This window comes from Phenylobacterium sp., assembly GCF_013822795.1.
GTDB lineage: Bacteria > Pseudomonadota > Alphaproteobacteria > Caulobacterales > Caulobacteraceae > Phenylobacterium.
In genome coordinates, this window is the sequence record NZ_PNLB01000002.1 from 284,971 (window position 1) to 307,040 (window position 22,070).

Sequence of the window (22,070 nt, forward strand, 5' to 3'; positions counted from 1 at the left end):
TCAGTTCAACTCCGCGCACTAGAAGAGGAAGCGGACCACCACCCGGCCGTCATAGGCCTCGTAGTCGTCGCGATATTCGCCGCCGCCCTCTAGGGCGAAGTCGAAGTACTGGCCCTGGCCGCGCAGGGCCAAGCGCACCACCGGCCCGCCGCCCGACAGGTCCGGGGCGGCCAGGCTGAAGGCGGGACCTCCGGCGACGAAGCGGGCGGTCGTGACGTCCACTCCGTCGCCGGCTGCCTGCCGCCAGCCGGCGGTCAGCTCGGGAATCCAGACAAAGGCGCTCTCCTCGCCGAAGCGGGCTCCGAGGGTGAGGCCAGCGAACGCGCTGAGCTGGTTGCTCGAACGCTCGTCGATAGAGAGATCCATGGCCCCGCCGCCGCCGGACTCGGTCCGGCCGTCCTCTTTCAGCATGAAGTAGTCGGCGGTGGCCTGGGGCTTGAAGTAGAAGCGGCCAAGGTCGAGCAGGTAGGACAGGCCCGCATGGGCGGCGAAGGTCAGGCCGCTCCAGTCGGACTTGGTCTCCTTGTTGAGCCCCGCGGCCGGGTCTGACAGCACGCGGGTGCTCTTCAGCGAAGCGTAGCCGCCGTTCAGGCCGAGATTGGCGGTCAGCCCGCCGGCGGTGTCGCGCCAGTAGACGCCGGCCGAGTAAACTTGGCCGCCGAGCGATTCCGCCGCCGAGGCGAAGGCGTCGTCGACATTGACGTTCACAAAGCTGGTCATCAGGCCCAGCGTGCCGATGCCGGTGTACGGAGCCTCGACGCCGCCGGCCAAGCCGAAGCCGTCGGCGTCGTACTTGGTCGTGCGGTCCACGTCGCGCTTGACCAGGAAGGCGATCTCCTGGGTCCAGACGCGAAGGCCGTCGCCGTTCAGCTGGCCGTCGCTCTCGTCGATCGCCCGGTTGGTGGCGTCCGAGGCCGCCGCCAGGGTGTGGAACAGGCTGCCGGTGAAGTCGGGCAGGAACTGGTCGTAGAGCCCCGCGAAGCCCGCCTCGTCGGTCTTGCCGATCAGGGCGTCACGGACTGTGGCGTCACGGTCGAAGTTGGCGAACACCGCGTCGTAGGCCGCCGCTTCGGCGCTGTTCAGCCCCGCCTCGGCGGCGGTGCGGCGACGCACGTCGGCGAGCAGCGAGTTGTTTGCCTGGTCGAGGCGCAGCTCGGACTTGTAGAGCCAGGGCGTCGTGCCCAGCAGGCTCTGGTCGATAGTCCCGGCGGTCAGCACCCCGGCCTTGATCAGGGTGAAGGTGGTAGGCTCGCTGAGCTTCGAAGTGAAGCGCAGGCCCACCTTCGAGCCGGTGGCCAGATCGGCGCGGCCGGCGACGTTCAGAGTGGTCGACTTGCCCGACGTCGGATCGGCGGTCAGCACCAGCTCGCCGGTCGAAGCCAGGCTCAGCGACGTCAGGTTGACGGCGTCGGCGTTGGTCGTCGTCAGTCGGCCCTTGGCGATGTTCACGGTCAGGCCGCCGCCGGCGTCGGTCACGGCGCCGGTCAGCTTCGCGCCGCCGTCGATCACCAGCGTGTCGGCCCCCGATCCGAAGGTCACCGCCCCGTCCATGGTTCCGGCCAGCAGTTCCAGGCGCGCCGGCCCCGAACCGAACAGCACGTCGCCGACGATCGCCGGCGTGACCGAGGTTGAGGCGTTGGGCCCCTGGCGCACAGTGACGCCGCTGGTGTTGGCGCGCAGGTCCATGGCCACGGCCTTCCCGGTGACAGTCTCCGACGTGGAGAAGCCGGCCGCGATGGTCTTCACGTTCTCGATCAGGCTGAGCGAGCCGGATGCATCGAGGATCGCCGTCGCCGAGCCCTTGGTCCCGGTGATCGTCGCGGTGATGTCGCCGGAGTTGCCGAGATAGGAGACGCCGGCCCCGCCGTCGATCTGCACGGCGCGGACGTCGACCGCGTCGGTGGCGGTGGACGTCGCCTTGATGGCGCCGCCGTCGACCAGGATCTTCGGCGTGCTGACGCCGGCGCCCAGCCGCAGGCCGGTCGCATTGGCCTTGGCGGCCGTCGCGGTGACCGAGCCGGACACCCGCACCCCGCCGTCGATCGTGACGCCGCCGCCGAGGCCGCCCAGCTGCACGGCCGTCGCCGAGACCCCGTCATAGATGCCCAGCGCCTGGGCCGAGCCCTTGATGTTCAGGCCATAGGCGCTGACCCCGGTCCCGCCGACGCCCAGGCGGATCGCGCGGACGTCCGAGCCGATCAGCATGGCCGGGGCCGAGCCGATCGAGGTGATCGCGCCGGTGGTCTGACTGGCGTCGGCCACGCCGTCACCATCCTCGTCGGCATTGTTCTTGTCATTATCGGCTGGCGCAGCATCGACCACGACGCCGCCGAACACATCGCCGCGCACGCGCACGGCCGGGCCGCCGATCAGCAGGTCGTCGGCGTCCAGCTTGGCGACGGCCGCGTCGGCGCCGCGGCTGGTGTAGCGGAAGCCGGTCGAGGTGATGGCCCCGCCGAGGATCAGCTTGCCGCCGACGTTATCGTCGGTGGCCACGGCCACTGCGCCGTCGCCCTGGACCGACGCCGCCGAACGGATCGCGACGTCGCCGCCGACCGTGCTCGTCGTGTGCACCCCGTAGACATTGGCGCCGGTCACGGCGATCGCGCCGGCGGTGCGCACCGAACCGTCGATCGCCGTCTCGACCGAAATGGCGGCCGAGTCGTTGCCCTCGATGGTGATCGAGCCGCCCGACTGGATGACGTCGCCATGGAAGGCGCCCGGGCCGGTGACACGGATGCCGTAGCGGCGCGCGCCGGTGGCGAACGGACCATCGAGGTCTCCGTCGCCGTCGGTGTCCTTGACCTCGGTCGTCTCGTCGATGGTGATCGTACCGGCGTGCTTGATCGTGCCGGTCATGCCGCCGAGGCCGAGGATGCCCGTGGCGTCGTTGACGTCCGAGAACTTGATCGTCCCCTCGTTGGTCACCGTGTTGTTGCTGTTCAGCGTGACGGCAGCGCCGGCGGACGTCGGCTGGATCGTCCCGGCGGTGCTAATCTTCACGTCGTCGCGGGCCCCGCTGGCGGCGGTGGCGGTGGCGACCGGCGTGGCGACGGCGGTCGAGATGACGGTTTCGGCCTGGGCCGCGCCCGCCAACAGGCAAAGCGGCGATGCGGCGGCGAACAGGACGTGGCGAAGGCGCATGATCACTCCAGTCGGACCTCACGACGTGGCTTGCGGCCACAGATCCGTGCTATGACAATGACGAGGCGTTACGCGTCTCGTATGAATACGTTTCGTAAGTACTGTACATCGGCGGGTCAATGCGCAAAATGCGCTGGCGGCCAAGCGCGCCGCGAGCTGAAGGAGTAGAAGCATGCCAAGAAGCGCGGTCGATCCTGCGCGGGCGGCGGCCACCAAGAGTCTGCGCCAAGAGGCCGGACGCTGGTTGAAAGCCGGACGTGAAGCCGCGGGCCTGACCCAGGCCGAACTGGCGGAGCGCGTCGGCTTGCGCTACTACACCTTCGTCTCGCAGGTGGAGAGCGGCCTTGGCCGCGTGCCGATCGAGACCCAGGGCGCCTGGGCCCAGGCGATTGGCCTCGATCCTGCCGAATTCGCCCGTACCTTGCTGCGCTACTACGAGCCGGAGCTCTTCCGGCTGCTGTTCGGGGACGCCGCTCAGGATGCGCCGGTCGCGCGCCTAGCGGGAAGGGGCTAAGGAACCACCGTCGGAATGGACAACGTCGTCCCGTTCGCGCCGCGGCCCAGCGCCGGCGGCGGATGGACCGCCGCTGAACGCGCGCGCCTGTCCGAACTGGCCGACCGGCTGTCCGAGGGCGGCGCGAAGGTCGAGGTCGTCTATGGCGTGACCGACGAAGGCGACCCCTGGTGCGTCATCAAGGACGACCAGGAAGAAGTGCTGATCCACGTCGCCCGGATCAACGGCCAGTTCGTCATCCACGACGCCTCAGCCGACGCGATCCAGGAGGGCGAGACCCTCTGGGCGGCCTGCGACCGCCTGCTGGGCGGCGACTGGCGCGAGGCCCGCGACGACGTCGTCGTCTCGCTCAGCGCCCGCCAGGTGCAGACCTTCATCGCCCTGGTGGTGGCCGCCACCTTCATCCACGAGGTCGACGACGCCGAGGCCGCCACGCCGACGGCGATCGAGCATGTCGACATCGCCGCAGCGACCGCGCCGCTGGCCGTGGTCGCCGCCAGCGCACAGAGCAACTCTGACGAGGTCCAGCGCCAGGACCTGCTGGCGCCGCAGAATCATAGCGCCGGCGAGGAATCGCAGACCGTCTCGGCCTCCGCGACGGTCGAGGACGAGGCCCCCGCCCCGCAGCCGACGCCCGAGGCGCCGCCAGCCGAACCGACCACGCTGGCCGCGCTCGACGCTCCCGCCGACGCGACGCACGACGCCGCGCCACCCGCCCAGGAGACGCAAGCTGGCCGCGTGATCGAGGGTACGGCCGGCGACGACACCCTGCGCGGCGGCGATGGCGACGACACCCTTTCGGGCGGAGCCGGCAACGACAGCCTGATGGGCGGCTCCGGGGCCGACAGCCTGATGGGCGGGACCGGGAACGACACCCTCGACGGCGGTGGCGCCCCCGAGGGCCGCTTCGACCTGCTCGACGGCGGGGCCGGCGACGATGTCATCCATCTGTCGGCCACTACCATCGCGGTCGGCGGCGCCGGAGCGGACAATTTCGCCATCGTCACGCCGCCGCCGGGCGGCGGCCTGCTAGGGGTGGTGTTCGACTTCTCGGCCGGCGAGGGCGACCGCCTGACCTACCGCGGCCGCGACGTGAACCTCGCCACCCACAAGGACCAGACGAACATCTTCGAAGGGATGCATACGGCTGGGAACCAGACGTTCACGCCGACGCCCGGCCAACGGGTCGAGGTCGACCTCGACGGCGACGGCCAGCTCGACGGCTACCTGCTGCTCGGCCACGGGCGTCCGGTCCCTGGCGCGCCGGTCGATCGGGACACCGTGGTGGTGGTCGAATCGCACGCCTTCGGGGATCCGGCCGACTACGCGGCCTTCAAGGCCGCGCACGACGACGGAACGTTCGTCTAGGCCTCAGCCGGCGATGGCGGCCGCGTCGCGGTCGCCGGTGCGGATGCGCAGCGCCTGTTCCAGGTCCAGCACGAACACCTTGCCGTCGCCGATCTTGCCGGTGTTGGCGGTGCGCGCCACAGCCTCGATCACCGCCTCGGCGATGTCGGACGGCACGGCGATCTCCAGCTTCACCTTGGGCAGGAGTTTCACCTCGTACTCGGCTCCGCGGTAGACCTCGGTCTTGCCGCGCTGGCGGCCATAGCCGCGGACCTCGGTGACCGTCAGGCCCGACGCCCCGGCCTCGGTGACAGCCTCCAGCACCGCGTCCAGACGGCTCGGCTTGATGACCGCGACGATCATTTTCATGGTGCTACTCCCAGACTCGGCAGACGCCCCAAGCTAGGGCCAAGCGATACTGTGTCCAAGCGCTTGTCTACGTCGGCGGTTCCTGCGCCCGCGAAACAGGCGCCCGATTGGCCGGAAGAGGCGCCAGGCCCGGTCGAACGGCAGGAACCCGCACTCGCGAGGTCCGGGCCTTGACCGCAAAGGTCTCCTTCACTGCCTCGGTCAGCACCAGCCCGGCGAAGCCCGGCCACAACCGCGATCCGGCCTGTTCGAAGCCCTCGGCCCAGCTCGCCATCCAGGTCACCGGCGGCACGTAGAGCGCCCGGGTCCAGCCCGTCGGCTCCAGCTCAGCCTCGCGCAGCAGATCGGCCAGCTGGCTGCGGGTATAGGGGCGGCCGTGGCCGAAGGGCGTGCGCTCGGCGTTGGCCCAGAGCCCGTTGCGGGCGGCGGTGACCACCACCACCCGGCCGGTGGGCGAAAGCACGCGCCAGACCTCGCGCAGCAGCGCGATCGGGTCGGGGCTTTCCTCCAGCGCATGCACCGCCAGGATCCGGTCGAAGAAGGCGTTCTGGAACGGCAGCGCGTCCTCGGCCGACAGGCAGGCCAGGTTGCCCCCCTCGGCCGGCCACAGCTCCACGCCCTGCTGGGCGGGCATGGCCGCCACCACCCGCCGCGCCGCCGGCCGGATCGGGCCGAGGAACGGGGTGGCGTAGCCCAGGCCGAGCACATCCAAGTCGCGGGCGTCGTCCCAGGTCTCCAGCACCTTGCGCGAGACCATCTCGCGTGCGGCGCGGCCGAGCGAGGTGGCGTAGAATTGGCGGAGATCCAGGACGTCGCGACGCATGCTCTGCAAGACTTAGGCTCGACTTGGCCGGCTGCCGACCCTAAATCGCAAGGACCCCGACAAGAAGGCCAGGAGAGACACGTGTCGATCACCGTCCATCAGTTTTCCTGCCTCTCGGACAACTACGGCTTCCTGGTGCGTGACGACGCCAGCGGCCTGGCGGCCTGCATCGATACGCCCGAGGCCTCGGTCATCCTGCGCGAACTGAACGCGCTCGGCTGGAAGCTCGACCTGATCCTCAACACCCACTGGCACCCTGACCACGCCGGCGGCAACGCCGAGATCAAGGCCGCCACCGGCGCCACCGTGGTCGGCCCGGCCGAGGTCGAGCGCATCGGTCAGGCCCCCGACCGCATCGTCGCCGGCGGCGATCACGTCATGCTCGGCCAGACCCGGCTTGAGGTCATCGAGAGCGGCGGCCACACACTGGGCCACGTCGCCTACTTCGACGCCGAGGGCCACGTCGCCTTTGTCGGCGACACCCTGTTCGCGCTCGGCTGCGGGCGACTGTTCGAGGGCACGCCGCAGCAGATGTGGGACAGCCTGCAGCGGCTGGCCGCGCTGCCCGACGACACCAAGGTCTACTGCGCCCACGAATACACCGCCTCCAACGCCCGCTTCGCACTGTCGGTCGACGACGATGCGGCGTTGAAGGCCCGCACCAGCGACATCTTCGCCGCCCGCGAGCGCGGCGAATGGACGGTGCCGACGACCATCGGGCTGGAAAAGGCCACCAACCCGTTCCTGCGCGCGCCGCAGCTCGCCGGCCGCCTGGGCGTGTCGGGCGCCCCCGACCACGAGGCGTTCGCCGCTGTGCGGGCCGCCAAGGACAGCTTCAAGGGTTAGGCGGGGGCCAGCCATTGACCTGGATCACCACCATCCTCTTCCTGCTGCTGGCCGTGGTGGTCAGCGCCCCGCTGGCTCGGCTGCTGCGCACGCCGTTGCCGCTGGTTCAGATCGGGCTCGGCGCGATCATCGCCCTGTCTGTGGTCCCCACGGTCGACCTGAAGCCGTCGGTGTTCTTCCTGCTGTTCCTGCCGCCGCTGTTGTTCCTCGATGGCTGGCGCATCCCGAAGGACGACCTGTTCCGCGACGGCGCGGTGATCCTCGAACTGGCGCTCGGCCTGGTCGTCTTCACCGTCATCGGCGTGGGTTTCCTGATCCACTGGCTGATCCCGGCCATGCCGCTGGCCGTGGCCTTCGCCCTCGCCGCCATCCTGTCGCCGACCGACCCGATCGCAGTTTCGGCCATCGCCTCGCGCGCGCCGATCCCCAAGCGGCTGATGCACATCCTCGAGGGCGAGTCGCTGCTCAACGACGCCTCGGGCCTGGTCTGCATGCGCTTCGCCGTCGCCGCGGCGGTGACCGGCGCCTTCTCGCTGCAAGAGGCGGTCGGCTCGTTCCTGTGGGTCGCGCTCGGCGGCCTGGCCATCGGCACCGGCGTCACCTGGAGCGTGACCAAGCTAAAGAACCTGGTCAGCCAGAAGCTGGGCGAGGACACCGGCGTCCAGATTCTGATCAGCCTGCTGATCCCGTTCGGCGCATATCTGCTGGCCGAGCACGTCCACTGCTCGGGCATCCTCGCCGCAGTCGCCGCCGGGGTGACGATGAGCTTCACCGAGCAGAGCGGGCAGGTCCTGGCCATCACCCGCGTGCGCCGCGCCGCGGTCTGGGACACCGTCCAGTTTGCGCTGAACGGCGTGATCTTCGTGCTGCTGGGCGAGCAGATGCCCTCGATCATGGCCAGAGCCGCGGAGACCGTCCGAGTCACCGGCCACCACGAGCCGTGGTGGCTGATCGTCTACGTGCTGGCGATCACCGCCGCCCTCGCCGCCCTGCGGTTCGTGTGGGCGTGGTTCTCGCTGAAATGGAACATCGCCCGCGCCATCCGCCGGGGCCAACCGCCGCCGCCGGTCAGCTGGCGGCTGATCGCGGCGACCTCGGTCGCCGGCGTGCGCGGGGCCATCACCCTGGCCGGCGTGCTGACCCTGCCCTTCGCCTTGGCCGACGGCACGCCGTTCCCGGCCCGCAATCTCGCCATTTTCCTCGCCGCCGGAGTGATCATCGTCTCCCTGGTGCTGGCCAGCATCGTCCTGCCGCGACTGCTGAAGAACCTCGAACTGCCGCCGGAGCCGTCGCATCAGAACGAGATCGACAACGCCCGGGTCGAGGCCGCCCAGGCCGCCATCACCGCCATCGAGCAGGCCCAGCATGACATGGCCGAGGGCCGCGCCGACGCTGACCTCTATATCGACGTTTCAGGACGGATCATGGAGCTGTACCGCCAGCGGATCGACAGTCGTCGCCAGGAGCCCGAGATCCTCGAGCTCAATCGCCGGATAGAGCTGATCGAGCGGCAATTGCGGCTGGCCGGGCTGCGGGCCGAACGCGACACGATCTTCAAGCTGGCCCGCGCCCGACGGCTCGACGACGAAAGCGCCCGCAAGCTGGTGCGCGAGATCGACCTGCTGGAAGCCCGTTACAGCTAGCCGAGCACGACCACCGAGTCGGAAAGCTCGTTGGGATTGTCGCCCTGGCGCGGCGGGAAGTGCTCGGCCAGGATCGCCCCGCAGAGGCCGATCGCCTCTTCGAACCCATCGGCCGGCCGCCCGGCCTTGAAGCCGTCCATCAGCCGCGCCATCGCCCCATCCCAGGCCCGATCCGACACCTTGGCGTCGATGCCCTCGTCGGCGATCAGTTCGGCCATGTGCTCGCGGGCCGAGACGTAGATCAGCACGCCCGTGCGCTCGCGCGTAGCCTGCAGGTTCTTGGCCAGGAACTGCTCGTGGGCGCGGCGGCGCACGCGTTCCCGCTTCAGCGCCCGCGGGGTCATGACGTGGCGCACCACCGGGATCGCGACCAGGATCGCCACCGCCACGAACAGCGCGCACTGCAGCAGGATTGCCCCGCTCAGCGCGGTGCGCGCCGCGGCCTCGGCCGCCGAGCTCATCTGCGCGGCTGACCAGCCGCCGCCGAGATCGTCGGGCGCGGTGACGTGCACGCCGGCCGCCAGCAGCACGGCCGGCGCGGCCAGGGCGGCGATCGCACCCCAGGCGATCGGCACCTCCAGGTACTCCGAGGACTCCGGCGCGACCACGCAATAGATCTCGCCCGTGGTGCCGGCCTCGGCCGCCTTCACAGCCGCCTCGATGCGGGCGCGGTCGGTTTCGCTCAACATTCCTACCAACTCCCCGAGGCCCCGCCGCCGCCGCCGGAACCGCCGCCGCCGCTGAAGCCGCCTCCCCCGAATCCGCCGCCGCCGCCGCCCCAGCCGCCGCGACCGCCGCCTCCGCCGCTTCCGAGGATCAGGGGCAGCCACCAAAGGCTTCCGCGCCGGCGACCGCCGAACACGCCGCTGAGCAGCCAGAAGATGATGAAGATGACGATGATGGTCCCGACGCTGACCCCGCCCTCGCTCTGCGGACGCTCCTGGGCCTTGGCGACCGCCGCGCGCGCCTCATCGTCGGGCAGCGACAGTTGCTGGACGATGGCCTGGGTCCCGTCGACCACGCCCTCTTCCAGCCGGCCCTCCTTGAAGGCCGGGATGATGCGTTGGTTGATGATCAGGCTGGACAGCGCGTCGGTCAGCACCGGCTCCAGCCCGTAACCGACCTCGATGCGTACCTTCCGGTCGCTGGGCGCGACGATCAGGACCGCCCCGTCGTTGCGCTCCTTGCTGCCGATGCCCCAGGTGCGCAGCAGCTGGTAGCCGTAGTCCTCGATCTCGTAGCCCTGCAGATCGGGCAGCGTCGCCACCACCAGCTGGCGGCCGGTCTGGGCCTCCAGGTTGGCGAGTTCGGTGGTCAGCTGCGCCTCGGTTTGCGGCGACAGGATGTTGGCGTTGTCCACCACCCGCCCGGTCAAGGGCGGGAAGGTCGGCGCGGCGACCGCCGCCCCGACCCAGACGAACATGACCAGGACCGCGAGGCGCATCGCGCCCCACGGCCCCGTGCGCATCGTCATTGAGCGGGCGCCGGCGCCGGAGCGGTCGGAGCCGGGGCGGCCGGCGTCGCCGGGGCCATGTTCACGCCCGGCGCGGCCGGGGCGGAGCCGCCGAAGTTCACGTTCGGCGCGGTCTGCGCCGCGGCGCTGGCGGCGAAGGTCTGCATCGGCTTGGCCCAGCGGTGCACGGTCCCGGCCCACAGTGCGCCGGGGAAGGTGCGGATCTCGGTGTTGTAGTCCTGGACCGCGGCGTTGTAGTCGCGCCGCGCGATGGCGATGCGGTTCTCAGTGCCTTCCAGCTGGCTCTGCAGGGCCAGGAAATTCTGGTTCGACTTCAGGTCCGGATAGCGCTCCTGGATCATCATCAGCCGACCCAGCACGCCCGACAGCTGGTCCTGGGCCTGGGCGAACTTCTGGAACTGCACGGGGTCGGTGATGGTCGAAGCGTCGACCTTGACCTGAGTGGCCGAGGCGCGGGCCTCGGTGACCTGGGTCAGCACCTCGCGCTCCTGGGTCGCATAGCCCTTCACGGTCTCGACCAGGTTGGGGATCAGGTCGGCCCGGCGCTGGTACTGGTTCTGCACCTCGGCCCAGGCGGCCTTGGCCTTCTCGTCCTTGGTGGGGATGGTGTTGATGCCGCAGCCGGCGATCAGCATGGGCGTCAGCACGATCAGGGCTGCGCGCACGAAGCGTTGGCGAATATTGGTCACGTGTGAGTGCTCCCAAAGCCGCCAAGTCCGAGCTTGGCACGCGCATCATTGTCCCGTGGCGCGCGACTTCGCAATCTCCGCGCGATTACTGATACGCGCTCTCGCTTCTGCGGCCATTCGCGGGACTTGGCCTAGCGCACCGAAGCGTTGAAAGTCCGCGCGGGCGCCCCGACGGGCACAGACGGAATCCATGCGTGACGAACGGCCAGCGATCCGGCCTCGAGCTGAACGGCGTCTTCCGGCGCTCGATCCCTGTGTTCGCGCTGACTATCCTGGCGCTGAACACGGTCAACATGCTGACCGCGTTCCAGGACCGCCCGGAAACGCCGTGGATCTTTCCGGCGGTCGAGCAGTACACCAGCGCGCTCTGCGCCATCGCCTTCATGTGGATCGGCTGGGTCGCCTTCCGCATCGCCCCGCCCGACAGCCGCCCGCTCTGGCGGATGCTGGCGGTGCAGGCGCTCGGGCTGCTGGCCTTCGCCACCGCCCACATCGTCAGCTTCTATCTGCTGCGCGCCCTGGTCTTCGGCTGGCTCGGCCTGCCCTTCGACTTCGACCTCGCCCAGCGCTTCGTCTACGAACTGCGCAAGGACGCCATCGGCTACTTCATCGGCGTCGGCGCATTCTGGGGCCTGGCCCGGCTCTACGCGCCGCAAGCGTTGCGGACGCCGCAGTCTCCGCCGCCGGCGCCCGCCACCTTCGACATCCGCGATGGCGCGCGCATGCTGCGCACGCCGCTGGCCGAGATCCTCGCCGCCACCTCGGCCGGCAACTATGTCGAGTTCTTGCTGGCCGACGGGCGCAAGCCGCTGATGCGCGCCTCGCTCACCGCGCTCGAGGCCGAGCTCGCGCCGCTCGGCTTCGTGCGCACACATCGCTCGTGGCTGGTCAACGCCGCCCGAGTCACCGAGCTGCGGCCGGAAAAGTCGGGCGACTACGCGGTCCGGCTGGGGGATCTGGAAGCGCCGCTGTCGCGCCGCTTCCCCGACGCCCTGGCCCGGTTGCGCGGCGGCTAGGGCCTCCAGACCTCTGCGTTGGCCTGGGCGAACGCCTCGAACGTGATCGCCGCCCTGCCGGTCAGAGCGCCGTAGTCGTCCGAGGTCTGGGCGTGCGCCCCGGCGGCGATGGTCTCGTATCCGGCCGCCAGGAACCGGGCGGTCAGCTCGGGCAGGCCGCGCTGGATGAAGCGCGCGGCGAGATCGTCGGTCGAGATGCGGACATGCGCGACCGGGCGCCCGCGGGCCTGGCCGATCTGCTCGGCGACCTGGTCGTAGGACATCGCCTCGCCGCCGGTGACCAGGAATTCGCGGTTCTGTCCCGCCGGGCCGGTCAGCAGCGCGAACGCCGCGCGCGCGATGTCGTCGGCGCTGATGAACGGCACGCGGCCATCCTCGGTGTTCGAGTAGATGGCGTCCTCGCCGCGGATGGTCGCCAGATGCGAGCCCTCGGCGAAGTTCTGCATGAAGGCGCTGGGCGCCACGACCGCCCAGTCGTCGCTATTGTCCTTCAGCCATTGGTGGACCTGGCCGTGGGCCGGGCCGCCGGCCGGCAGCGAGGCCATGCCCAGGAACACCAGGCGGCGGGAACCCGCGACCTTCAGGAACTCGATCATCTTCGAATAGGGATCGTCCACCGTCGGCGGGGCGACCAGGTAGATCGCGCCGACGCCGTCGAGGGCCGCGTCCCAGGTCTGCGGCGCCGTCCAGTCGAACGGCGGCTCGCTCCCGCGGGTGGCGGCGCGATAGGCCGCGCCCTGCGCCTGCAGCTGCGCGACCAGGCTCTTGCCGGTCTTGCCGCTCGCGCCAGTCACCAGCACCAGGCCGCTCATGCCGCGTCCCCGAGCACGAAGGCCTCCACCGCCGCGGCCCCGACCTGGGCCTTCAGGCCCTGCAGCGGGTCCCAGTAGTCCTTGTAGTGAATCATCCGGCCACCGCGGGCGCGGATGACCGAGATGTAGCGCTGCTCGTATGGCTCATCGACCTTCAGGGCTCGGCCGCGAGCCTCGAACTCGACGATCACCACCTCAGGGTCGCCGGTCTGGTGGACGACGACGTTCCCGACCGTATCGACGCTCACCGATCCGGCGACGCCCATCAGATAGGCGACCACGGCCTGGCGGCCCTCGATGCGCCGCTGCATGCCCGGCCGGGCGTACGGAAACTCCATCACGAAGTCTTCGGACATCATCTCGATGAAGTTGGCCGCCGACGGGTCGATGCGCTCGCCCAGCGCGTCCTGCAGGACGCTCACGAAGGTTGGCTTGGTCTCGCTCACGCGGTAGGTCTCCATCGATGGAACAGGATCGTCTCGACGAGATAGACCTCGACACGATGGAACGCAACCGTTCCGTCGCGACGGATGCGCGTCTGAGCGGCGCCGCCGTGAAGCGGCCGCAGATCACCGACGCCCTGGCGCGGGTCTTCTTCGAGGAATGGGCGCGGGTCGGCTACAGCGCGCTCAGCCTCGACGCCGTCGCCCGCAAGGCCGGGGTGGGCAAGGCCGCGCTCTATCGCCGTTGGCGCTCCAAGGCCGACATGGCCCAGGACCTCGTCTCGCAGCTGACCGCGACCGTGCCGGCGCGCATCGAGTCCGGCGATCGCGGCTCGCTGGAGGCCGACCTCTACGCCATGGGCCTCGCCGGCCGGCGGCTGATGCGTCACCCGATGGTCCGCCGGATCATGGCCGACCTCTATGCCAGCATGGAGCGCGAACCGGCCCTGGCCGCGGCCCTGCGCCCTAGCGAGGCGGCCAGCGCCAAGAAGGTCGCGACCCTGGTCGAGCGAGCCGTCGCCCGCGGCGAGCTCTCGGCCGACATCGACCGCGCCCTGGCGACTGACTTTCTGATCGGTCCGCTCTACTGGCGCCTGGTGGTGCTGGGCGAGCGCTGCACGCGCGAGCAACTGAAGGCGCTGGCGCGGATGACGGCGGCGGCGTTCCGGGCGGCCTAGCGCCCGTCCCTGGCCCAGGCCCGCGCCGCCTCCAGGTCCTTCAGGTCGAACGTCCGCAGCTCGACCGACAGGAAGGCCGCGAAGAACCGCGCCATCGGCCCGATCCAGCCGTTGTCGGTCACCACCGCGCAGCGACCGAACGCATCCAGCCGCGAGAAGCTGTAGTTGAGGTCGCGCCACCAGAGGCTCGGCTCCATCCCCGCGAAGCTGCGCACCACCTCGACCGCGTTGATCTTCTTGTGAGTTTTCAGCAGCGCCTCGATGGCGGCGACGGCGGCCTCGTAGCCGGCGCTGTCGATGGCGCCGTCGACGGTCAACTCGATGTACCCGGCGGTCTCGTCGATCTTGATGTCCAGCATGTACAGCCTCCTTCACGGCGAGATTCCGCCCAGGCCAAGGCAACGCATTGAGGGCCATCAAGGCTGCCGATAACCTTTCGTCGGCGCGAGATCGCCGCGCCGCCCCGGGAGCAGCTCATGGACTTCATGAAAATCCTGCGGAGCTTTGAGGACTTCCTCTTCGAAGCGACTTCCTGGCTAGCCTTCTATCCGCTGACCCTCTGGCGGGTGATCACCCGCCCGCTGACATGGATGGCCTACTCGGACGCCGAACAGTCTGATGAGGGCGAGGGGCGCTATGACCGGGCGCTTTCGCCGCCGCTGCTGCTGCTGATCACCGTCGTCCTGCTGAATCTGATCGGGACCGCCACTCACTCGACGCCGGAAAGCCCTTCCGAGGTGGTGAAGGCCATCAACAGCACGCCCGAGAACCAGGCGCTCGCTCGCGCCCTGATCTTCAGCCTGCTGCCGCTGGTCGCCGCGATCGTCATGCTCAAAGCAAGGCGCCAAGCACTATCGCGTGAGGCCCTACGCGCGCCGTTCTACGCCCAGTGCTATCTGGCCGCCCCGTGCGCCCTGATCCTGAACGCCGGGATCTTCATCTTCGCGCACGACGAACTGTCGAACGACCTGGGGATCGCCGTGATGGTCGGAGGCGCGGCCTGGTTCCTCGTCGCGCAGACCCGCTGGTTCTCGGCGAAGCTGACGGCGGGCGTCGCGACGGGGGCGGCATGCGCCGTCGGCTCGATCCTGATGGCGGTCGCCTGCCTGCTGGCGATTCTGATCCCGATCGCGTTGCTCTAGGCTCCCGCCATCTCCCGCAGGTGCGCGCGCTCGTTCAGCGCCACGACGTTCCGCTGGCCGGCGCGGGCGCACATGTAGCGGTGGACGCTGGTGTAGCCCGGCTCGAAGAACAGCCGCGGAGCCATGCCCAGGATGTGCGCGGTCCAGACGTTGATCACCCCGCCGTGGCAGAACACCGCCACGCGCTGACCGGGATGGGCGGCGATCACTTCCTCCAGCCCCCCGACCACGGCAGCGCTGAACGCCTCGATGTCCATGGCGTGGTCGCCGGTGGCCATGGCCAGCCAGGCCTCGTAGTTTTCGCGCTTCAGCACTTCCATCGGGATGTAGGCGCCGGAGTCGCGGTCGAACTCGGCGACCCCCTCGTGGATGTTTATGGCGTGGCCGAAGCGCTCGGCGAACGGCTGGGCGGTCTGCACGGCGCGCCGCATCGGGCTCGACCACACCGCGTCGGCGCCCTCGTGCGCCAGCCAGTCGGCGACCTTGCGCGACTGGTCGTGGCCCTCCGCCGACAGGTCGGGATCGGCGCTGTCGTCGCGGCGCACCGGCAATCCATGACGGATGAGGATCAGTTCCATGTGTTTCCCCTTGCCGGTTTCCCCCGGCCTTGGATCCGTTATCCCCGACGCAGGCGCTGCGCGCCAGACCGCGGCCGGCTTTTGTCGCGGCGATTAATCCTGTATATGCCGGATAATGCAGCCGCCCGACGACATGCTGTGGTTCTGCTTCGGCCATCGCAGCCGCAAGGCCGCGCGGGCTGTGACCCGGGCCTTCAACCAGCGTCTAAAGCCGTTCGGCCTCAACATCAGCCAGTACGTGCTGCTCGGCGTCATCGCCCGCGGCGAGCACGGCTCGGTCGCGGCCATGGCCGAGGAGGTCGGGGTCGAGCCTTCGGCCCTGCTGCGGAACCTGAAGCTGCTGGAGGCCCGCGGCCTCGTCGCCGGCGAGGGCGGGCGCGGACGCGGCGGCCGGCGCCTTGCGGTCACCCCCGCGGGCGCCGACCTGATTGGAACGACCATCCCCAGCTGGCGCCAGGCGCAGGCCGATCTGGCCGCGCTGCTGGAGGGCCAGGCCGACGAAACCCGTCAGGCCCTGGTGCGCTTGGAACGTGCGGCCTTGGCCCTCGAGAGAGCTGAAAGGTGAGTGAGATGCGTAGAATCGTTGTGACCGGCCAGGGCGTGGTTTCGCCGTTGGGAACAGGAACCGACAAGGCCTGGTCGCGGCTGGTCGCCGGACAGTCGGGCCTGCGCCGGCTGCCGGCCGACCTGGCCCCCGACGTCCCGGCCCAGGTGGCCGGGAACGTCCAGTCCATCGCCGAGGATCCGGAGGCCGGCTTCGACCTCGACGCCGCGGTCTCGGGTAAGGACCAGAAGAAGATGGACCGCTTCATCCAGTTCGCGATCGCCGCGGCGGAAGAGGCGATCGCCCAGTCCGGCTGGGCCCCGCAGAGCGAGGCCGAAAAGCACCGCACCGCGACCATCATCGCCACCGGCATCGGCGGCTTCCCGGCCATTGCCGAGGCCGTGCGCATCACCGACGAGCGTGGCGTGCGGCGGCTGTCGCCGTTCACCGTGCCGTCGTTCCTGGCCAATCTGGCCGCCGGCTGGGTGTCGATCCGCCACGGCTACAAAGGCCCGCTCGGCGCACCGGTCACCGCTTGCGCCGCTGGGGTCCAGGCGATCGGCGACGCCGCCCGGATGATCCGCGCCGGCGAGGCCGACATCGCGATCTGCGGCGGGGCCGAGGCGACCATCGACCGCGTCAGCCTGGGCGGCTTCGCCGCCGCCCGCGCGCTGGGCTCGGCGTTCAACGACGAACCGACCAAGGCCTCGCGCCCGTTCGACGCCGCCCGCGACGGCTTCATCATGGGCGAGGGCGCCGGGATCATGGTCATCGAGGCGCTCGACCACGCCCTGGCCCGCGGCGCCAAGCCGATCGCCGAGTTGGTCGGCTATGGCACCAGCGCCGACGCCTATCACCTGACCGCCGGACCCGAGGACGGCGACGGCGCGGCGCGCTCCATGCGCATGGCGCTGGCCCAGGCCGGCCTGGAGCCCTCGGCCATCGGCCACCTCAACGCCCACGCCACCTCGACGCCGGTCGGCGACAAGGGCGAACTGGCGGCGATCAAGTCGGTGTTCGGGACCGGCCACGGGCCGGCCATCGCCTCGACCAAGTCGGCCACCGGCCACCTGCTGGGCGCGGCCGGCGGGCTGGAGGCGATCTTCACCGTGCTGGCCCTGCGTGACCAGGTGATCCCGCCGACCCTCAACCTGGAAAATCCGGACGAGGACGCCGCCGGCCTCGACCTGGTGGCGCTCAAGTCGCGCCAGGCCAGCTTCGAGCATGCGCTGTCCAATGGCTTCGGCTTCGGCGGCGTCAACGCCAGCGTGGTCTTCAAGCGCTGGGACGGCTGATCGCAGCCGACGCGCCCAGAAGATGCATTTGTATGGCCGGCCGCACCCCAGGGTGCGGCCGGTTTCGTTTTCGGCCCCTGGCCTCCCCAATTTGGGGAACTGCGCGCCCGCCATTCAGGACTTGTTAGCTATCACGGCGCGGGTATCGGCCGTAGTTGTGCAGCTTAATTGGTCGAGCGTGTGATGATGACTTTGAATAAATCTGGCGACGCACTTCCGGAAAATCACAGACAGACGTCGTATACCCGACGCGGAATGATCTGGATTTTACATGGCGTTACAATTCGCCGCCCCGGACGTTGCGAATGACAATCATCAATTTCCCGAGCGATCGGTTCCGTACGCCGCACACTGCTGCCGAAAAGGCGCGGATTCTCATCGTCATCGTCACCGGCATCCGCACCCTCGGCGAGCCGGCCACCTCCGACGAACTGGTCGCCTTCGCCCGCGGCCGTCTCCCGGCCATGGAGACCTGCCGCCTGAAGGCCGGGGTCGAGGCGCTGTTGCGCGAGTACGCCGAACCCGCCGCCGCCGCGCCCTTCGCCCATCCTCCCTTCCGCCGGGTGCTGTTCGCCGGATCGGAGGCTTGGGCGTTCAGCAAGCCCTTCCGCACCGAACTCGCCAACAGCGGCCTGGACGTGCGCCTGCGACCGATCGACGGCTCCGATGACGCCTGAGACGCGCCCGGCCGCCGCGCTCCAGGAGCCGGCCGACATCTTCTTCGCCCGGCTGGCCGGCGGCTTCGTGCTGCGCACCCTGGCCACCGCCAGCGAGGTCTTCGAAGGCGACATGATGCTGGGCGTCGTGTTCATGGCCATCGGCCAGGCGACGGTCAGCCACATCGCGCCCGAGCGCCACCTGGCCGACCTCCAGGCCGGCCTTGTCCCGAACGACATGCGCCACCCGGTCAGCGTGTTGTCGATCGCCGGATCGCTGAACATCCCGCGCGAGACCGTCCGCCGCTACGTCTCGCGGCTGGTCGACCTCGGCTACTGCCAGCGGGTGCGCGGCCGGCGGGTGATCATCCCCGGCGAGGTCTATCAGCGCCCGGAACTCGTCCAGGCGCTGAACCTCAACAAGCGAGACCTCTTGCTGCTGCTCGCCGCCTACCGCCGCGCCGGCGCGCCGAAGGACGACGAGAACTAACGCCGCTTGGCCGCGCTGGCGTCGCGCAGCGGCTTGAACTCCGAGCCGTCCTTCCAGTTCGGCCAGGCTCCGCCCGCCGCCAGCTCTTTGCCCATCTCGTAGAACAGCGCCACGTCCTGGGCCGCGCCCGACAGGTCCCAGTCGGCCGACCAGGCGTCGCCGGTCGTGTGATAGGCGCTGGCGGTATAGTCGGTGACCCACTTGTCGCCGGCCGCCCGGCCACCGTGCACCAGGTCGGCCCCGCCGCCCAGGCCCATCAGCAGCAGCACCGGCACGCCCTTGCGGGCCAACGAGAAGTGGTCGGCGCGGTAGAACAGCGCCCGCTCCGGATGGGCGTCGGGCGTCACCGTCCGGCCCTGCGCAGCCGCGGCCTTGGCCAGCATGTCCTCCAGCGCGTTCTGGCCCGCGCCGATCAGCACCACGTCCTTGGCCAGGCCGTTCGGCTGCAGCACGTCCATGGTGAGGTTGGCGGCCATGGTCTCCAGCGGCACGGTCGGATGGACGCCATAGTACTCCGAGCCCAGCAGCCCGCGCTCCTCGGCCGTCCAGGCGGCGAACACCAGGGTGCGGGCCGGCGGCGGACCGGCCTTGAACGCCCGCGCGATCTCCATGGTCCCGGCCACGCCGATGGCGTCGTCGAGCGCGCCAGGGCGGACCGTGCGACCCTGGGCGTCCGGCGCGCCGACGCCATAGGCGTCCCAGTGGGCGGCGAACATGATGCTCTCGTTCGGCAGCTTGGCGCCGGTGATCTTGCCGATCACGTTGCGACTGACGATCTGGTCGTGCGTCACGCCATAGCTCGCCGAGAACGCCGCGCCGGTCAGCGGCACGGGCTGGAAATCGGCGCGCTGGGCCTTGGCCTTCAGGGCGTCGAAGTCCTGGCCGGCGGCGGCGAGCAGCTCGCGCCCCGCCGCCCCGCTCAGCCAGCCCTGCAGCAGCACCTTCTCCTTGGCCGGGTCGGCGCGGACGATGTCGAAGCCCTCGCCGTTCGAGGCGATCACCGTCGACCAGCCATAGCCGGCGCCGGGCGCCTCGTGGATGATCAACGCCCCGATCGCGCCGCGCCGGGCGGCTTCCTCGTACTTGTAGGTCCAGCGCGCATAATAGGTCGCCGCCTGGCCGCCGAACTTGCCGGCCACCGGCGCTCCGGCCGGGGCCTCGAAGTCGGGGTCGTTAATCAGGAAGACGGCGATCTTGCCGTTCAGGTCGACGCCCTTGAAGTCGTCCCAGCCGCGCTCGGGCGCGGTGACGCCGTAGCCGACGAACACCAGCGGCGCCTTGTCGATCGCCACCTTGTCCACCGGCCGCAGGGTCGTGGCGGTGACGTCGGTGTTGCGCGCCAGCTCCCGGCGCTTGCCGTTCAGGTCGAGCGCGAAGGCAGCGTCGCCCTTCAGCTTGGTGTGCAGCAGCGGCACGTCCTGGGTGTAGGCGCCCGCGTCGCCGGCCGGCTCCAGGCCCAGGGCTTTGAACTCCTTCACCAGGTATTCGATGGTCTTGGCCTCGCCGGGCGTCCCGGGCGAGCGGCCCTGGAATTCGTCCGAGGCCAGCACCTTGGTGATCGACGACAACCGCGCCGGATCGATCGGGTCCTGGGCCAGGGCGCTCGTGGCGAGCAGCGACAGGGCGAGCGACAGCGCGGCGGTGCGGATCATGGGGGCGACTCTGAACTGGGATTGTTGGGCGCGACCCTAACCACCCGCTCATCCCGGCGAAAGCCGGGACCCAAGCGGCCTCTCGCGCCCACCACCCGATGCCCCGACTTATCGAACGTCAGCTTGGGTCCCGGCTTTCGCCGGGATGAGCGGCAAGGAATTACGTCCGCGTCGCGAACTCCGCGTCGCCGGTCGTCGCCACCACCTGGTCGTCGAACGAGGCGTGCGCCGAGGTGTAGAGGTGCGAATAGAGCCCGCCGGTGGCCATCAGCTCGTCGTGGTTGCCTTGCTCCAGGATGCGGCCATGCTGCAGCACGATGATCCGGTCGGCGTCGCGGATGGTCGCCAGCCGGTGGGCGATGACGATGCAGGTCCGCCCCTCGAACAGCACCTTCAGCGCCTTCTGGATCGCCTGCTCGGTGAAGGAGTCGATATTGGCCGTCGCCTCGTCGAGGATCAGGATTTGCGGGTTGGCGACCAGCGCCCGGGCGAACGAGATCAGCTGCCGCTGGCCCATCGAGATGTTGCGCCCGCGCTGACCCAGCTTGGTCTGGTAGCCGTCCGGCAGCTTCATGATGAAGTCGTGCGCCGCCACCGCCTTGGCCGCCGCGACCACGTCCTCGAAACTGGCGGTCGCGGTGTTGTAGCGAATGTTCTCCTCGATCGTGCCTGTGAACAGGAACGGCTCCTGCAGCACCATGCCGATGGTCTTGCCGAGGCTGTCGAGCGTCACGTCGCGCACGTCCTGGCCGCCGACCAGCACCTGGCCCTGATCGACCTCATAGAACCGGTGGGTCAGGGCGATGATCGAGGTCTTGCCCGAGCCGGTCGGCCCGACCAGCGCCACCACCTCGCGCGGGTTCACCTTCAGGCTGATGTCGTGCAGCACCGGCCGCGCCGGGTCGTAGCCGAAGGTGACGTTCTTGAACTCGACGGTCGCCGGCGCGTCGCTCAGCGGCTGGGCGTCCGGCGCGTCCTTGATCGCCACTTTCACGTCCAGCACCTCGAAGATCCGGTGCGCCGCGGCCATCGCCCGCTGCATGATCGTGTACTGCATCGACAGCATGCGAACGGGGTCGAAGAACCGCTGCACATAGAAGATGAAGGCGACCATCACCCCGACCTCCAGCCGGCTGTCCAGCACGGCGTTGCCGCCGACCACGATGACGATGGCCATGGCCAGGCCGGTCAGCACGTCGACCGTCGGCACCATGATCTGGGTCATCCAGGCCGCCCGCGCCTGGGCCTCGAAGTTGTCGTAGGCCTTGTCCTTGTAGAGGTCGAAATTCACCGCCTCGCGGCGGGTCTCCTGCACCGTGCGCACGCCGTTGATGTTCTCGGCCAGCGCCGAGTTGGCGGTCGAGGAGGCGTCGCGCGCTTCGCGGAAACTGCTCTTGGAGAACGGCAGCCACACCGCCCGCACCGCGATCAGGATCGGCAGCACCGTCAGGGTCAGCAGCCCCAATTTCCAGTCCATGCTGATCAGCACCGCGGCGATGCCGATCAGCATCGCGAAGTCGCCGACCGCGCCGGTCGAGCTCTCCAGGAACTCCTGCAGCGCGTTCACGTCGCCCTGCAGCCGCGACATGATCCGTCCGACGTGGGTCTTGTCCATGAACGACAGCGAGACGTCCTGGAAATGGTCGAACATCTTGCGGCGAATGTCGAAGATCACCCGCTGGGCCAACCGCGCCGACAGCCACTGCTCGATGAAGAACGCCGTCGAATAGATCGCCACCAAGGCTGCGAAGGCGATCAGGGTCTGGTCCAGCAGATGGCCGTCGCGGGCCACCGCCGCGTTCACCGCCCGCCCGATCAGCGCCGGGATCGCCACCACCGAGGCCGCCGACACCAGCACGGCGACGACGGCGACGAGGAACGCGCGGCGGTAGGGGACCATCAAGCCGAGGAAACGC

Annotated in this window: 23 protein-coding genes; 11 read left to right on the forward strand and 12 right to left on the reverse strand. The window is 69.7% G+C overall.

Features of this window, described 5'->3' with window-relative positions; translation table 11 throughout:
* Nucleotides 1-18: 18 nt before the first annotated feature.
* Nucleotides 19-3,144: an autotransporter domain-containing protein gene (locus tag C0481_RS02960; RefSeq protein WP_293400509.1), complete on the reverse strand. Its 3,126-nt coding sequence runs from the start codon at nucleotides 3,142-3,144 to the stop codon at nucleotides 19-21.
* Nucleotides 3,145-3,316: 172 nt separating this feature from the next.
* Here C0481_RS02960 and C0481_RS02965 point away from each other — a divergent pair, with 172 nt between their 5' ends.
* Together C0481_RS02965 and C0481_RS02970 are read left to right on the forward strand one after the other, a co-directional pair.
* Nucleotides 3,317-3,658 (forward strand): helix-turn-helix transcriptional regulator, encoded by a 342-nt coding sequence (locus C0481_RS02965; RefSeq protein WP_293400511.1) that lies wholly within the window; start codon nucleotides 3,317-3,319, stop codon nucleotides 3,656-3,658.
* Nucleotides 3,659-3,673: 15 nt separating this feature from the next.
* On the forward strand, nucleotides 3,674-5,026 hold the full coding sequence (locus C0481_RS02970) for a hypothetical protein (protein WP_293400513.1): 1,353 nt from the start codon (nucleotides 3,674-3,676) through the stop codon (nucleotides 5,024-5,026).
* Between the two features lie 3 nt (nucleotides 5,027-5,029).
* On the opposite strand, the gene C0481_RS02975 is transcribed toward C0481_RS02970, so the two are convergent.
* Complete coding sequence (locus C0481_RS02975; RefSeq protein ID WP_293400515.1) at nucleotides 5,030-5,374, reverse strand: P-II family nitrogen regulator; 345 nt, start codon at nucleotides 5,372-5,374, stop codon at nucleotides 5,030-5,032.
* Nucleotides 5,375-5,441: 67 nt separating this feature from the next.
* Nucleotides 5,442-6,197, reverse strand: coding sequence for a methyltransferase domain-containing protein (locus tag C0481_RS02980; RefSeq protein ID WP_293400517.1), 756 nt, complete (start codon nucleotides 6,195-6,197; stop codon nucleotides 5,442-5,444).
* 81 nt (nucleotides 6,198-6,278) lie between these two features.
* Between C0481_RS02980 and gloB the strand changes: the two genes are divergently transcribed.
* Nucleotides 6,279-7,043 carry a hydroxyacylglutathione hydrolase gene (gene gloB / locus C0481_RS02985; RefSeq protein ID WP_293400519.1) on the forward strand — a complete coding sequence of 255 codons (765 nt, stop codon included), beginning with the start codon at nucleotides 6,279-6,281 and terminating at the stop codon, nucleotides 7,041-7,043.
* Nucleotides 7,044-7,057: 14 nt separating this feature from the next.
* Complete coding sequence (locus C0481_RS02990; protein WP_293400521.1) at nucleotides 7,058-8,686, forward strand: Na+/H+ antiporter; 1,629 nt, start codon at nucleotides 7,058-7,060, stop codon at nucleotides 8,684-8,686.
* Here the strand turns inward: C0481_RS02990 and C0481_RS02995 are convergent.
* Genes C0481_RS02995 through C0481_RS03005 form a run of 3 tightly spaced genes read right to left on the reverse strand, consistent with a single transcriptional unit; the run spans nucleotide 8,683 to nucleotide 10,795 of the window.
* The gene (locus C0481_RS02995; protein WP_293400523.1) at nucleotides 8,683-9,375 is read right to left on the reverse strand and encodes a TPM domain-containing protein; all 693 of its coding nucleotides are present in this window, start codon (nucleotides 9,373-9,375) and stop codon (nucleotides 8,683-8,685) included. The genes C0481_RS02990 and C0481_RS02995 overlap by 4 nt on opposite strands.
* Nucleotides 9,376-9,377: 2 nt before the next feature.
* Nucleotides 9,378-10,160, reverse strand: a complete 783-nt coding sequence (locus C0481_RS03000; protein ID WP_293400525.1) for a TPM domain-containing protein — start codon at nucleotides 10,158-10,160, stop codon at nucleotides 9,378-9,380.
* Nucleotides 10,157-10,795 (reverse strand): LemA family protein, encoded by a 639-nt coding sequence (locus C0481_RS03005; protein WP_293400563.1) that lies wholly within the window; start codon nucleotides 10,793-10,795, stop codon nucleotides 10,157-10,159. The genes C0481_RS03000 and C0481_RS03005 overlap by 4 nt, the downstream gene beginning before the upstream one ends.
* Before the next feature lie 248 nt (nucleotides 10,796-11,043).
* Here C0481_RS03005 and C0481_RS03010 point away from each other — a divergent pair, with 248 nt between their 5' ends.
* Nucleotides 11,044-11,865, forward strand: coding sequence for a LytTR family DNA-binding domain-containing protein (locus tag C0481_RS03010; RefSeq protein WP_293400527.1), 822 nt, complete (start codon nucleotides 11,044-11,046; stop codon nucleotides 11,863-11,865).
* Here the strand turns inward: C0481_RS03010 and C0481_RS03015 are convergent.
* Nucleotides 11,862-12,677: a hypothetical protein gene (locus C0481_RS03015; protein ID WP_293400529.1), complete on the reverse strand. Its 816-nt coding sequence runs from the start codon at nucleotides 12,675-12,677 to the stop codon at nucleotides 11,862-11,864. The two genes, C0481_RS03010 and C0481_RS03015, sit on opposite strands and share 4 nt — an antisense overlap.
* On the reverse strand, nucleotides 12,674-13,123 hold the full coding sequence (locus C0481_RS03020) for a nuclear transport factor 2 family protein (RefSeq protein WP_293400531.1): 450 nt from the start codon (nucleotides 13,121-13,123) through the stop codon (nucleotides 12,674-12,676). The genes C0481_RS03015 and C0481_RS03020 overlap by 4 nt, the downstream gene beginning before the upstream one ends.
* Nucleotides 13,124-13,140: 17 nt before the next feature.
* On the opposite strand from C0481_RS03020, the gene C0481_RS03025 reads away from it, so the two are divergent.
* Nucleotides 13,141-13,797, forward strand: a complete 657-nt coding sequence (locus C0481_RS03025; protein WP_293400533.1) for a TetR/AcrR family transcriptional regulator — start codon at nucleotides 13,141-13,143, stop codon at nucleotides 13,795-13,797.
* Here the strand turns inward: C0481_RS03025 and C0481_RS03030 are convergent.
* Nucleotides 13,794-14,156 carry an STAS/SEC14 domain-containing protein gene (locus C0481_RS03030; RefSeq protein WP_293400535.1) on the reverse strand — a complete coding sequence of 121 codons (363 nt, stop codon included), beginning with the start codon at nucleotides 14,154-14,156 and terminating at the stop codon, nucleotides 13,794-13,796. The genes C0481_RS03025 and C0481_RS03030 overlap by 4 nt on opposite strands.
* Before the next feature lie 117 nt (nucleotides 14,157-14,273).
* Between C0481_RS03030 and C0481_RS03035 the strand changes: the two genes are divergently transcribed.
* Nucleotides 14,274-14,939 carry a hypothetical protein gene (locus tag C0481_RS03035; RefSeq protein WP_293400537.1) on the forward strand — a complete coding sequence of 222 codons (666 nt, stop codon included), beginning with the start codon at nucleotides 14,274-14,276 and terminating at the stop codon, nucleotides 14,937-14,939.
* Here the strand turns inward: C0481_RS03035 and C0481_RS03040 are convergent.
* Entirely contained in the window at nucleotides 14,936-15,517 is a 582-nt protein-coding gene (locus C0481_RS03040; RefSeq protein WP_293400539.1) for a histidine phosphatase family protein, read from the reverse strand. The two genes, C0481_RS03035 and C0481_RS03040, sit on opposite strands and share 4 nt — an antisense overlap.
* A gap of 115 nt (nucleotides 15,518-15,632) precedes the next feature.
* Here C0481_RS03040 and C0481_RS03045 point away from each other — a divergent pair, with 115 nt between their 5' ends.
* The 4 genes from C0481_RS03045 (at nucleotide 15,633) to C0481_RS03060 (ending at nucleotide 18,502) form a co-directional block, all read left to right on the forward strand.
* Nucleotides 15,633-16,082 (forward strand): MarR family winged helix-turn-helix transcriptional regulator, encoded by a 450-nt coding sequence (locus tag C0481_RS03045; protein ID WP_293400541.1) that lies wholly within the window; start codon nucleotides 15,633-15,635, stop codon nucleotides 16,080-16,082.
* 5 nt (nucleotides 16,083-16,087) lie between these two features.
* Nucleotides 16,088-17,356 carry a beta-ketoacyl-ACP synthase II gene (gene fabF / locus C0481_RS03050; RefSeq protein ID WP_293400543.1) on the forward strand — a complete coding sequence of 423 codons (1,269 nt, stop codon included), beginning with the start codon at nucleotides 16,088-16,090 and terminating at the stop codon, nucleotides 17,354-17,356.
* A gap of 305 nt (nucleotides 17,357-17,661) precedes the next feature.
* On the forward strand, nucleotides 17,662-18,033 hold the full coding sequence (locus C0481_RS03055) for a hypothetical protein (RefSeq protein WP_293400545.1): 372 nt from the start codon (nucleotides 17,662-17,664) through the stop codon (nucleotides 18,031-18,033).
* Complete coding sequence (locus C0481_RS03060) at nucleotides 18,023-18,502, forward strand: hypothetical protein (protein WP_293400547.1); 480 nt, start codon at nucleotides 18,023-18,025, stop codon at nucleotides 18,500-18,502. Before C0481_RS03055 ends, C0481_RS03060 begins: the two co-directional genes overlap by 11 nt.
* Here C0481_RS03060 and C0481_RS03065 read toward each other — a convergent pair.
* Both C0481_RS03065 and C0481_RS03070 read right to left on the reverse strand, forming a co-directional pair.
* Entirely contained in the window at nucleotides 18,499-20,154 is a 1,656-nt protein-coding gene (locus C0481_RS03065) for a M28 family metallopeptidase (RefSeq protein WP_293400549.1), read from the reverse strand. The genes C0481_RS03060 and C0481_RS03065 overlap by 4 nt on opposite strands.
* Before the next feature lie 160 nt (nucleotides 20,155-20,314).
* On the reverse strand, nucleotides 20,315-22,070 hold a 1,756-nt coding region (locus C0481_RS03070), incomplete at its 5' end, for an ABC transporter ATP-binding protein (RefSeq protein WP_293400551.1).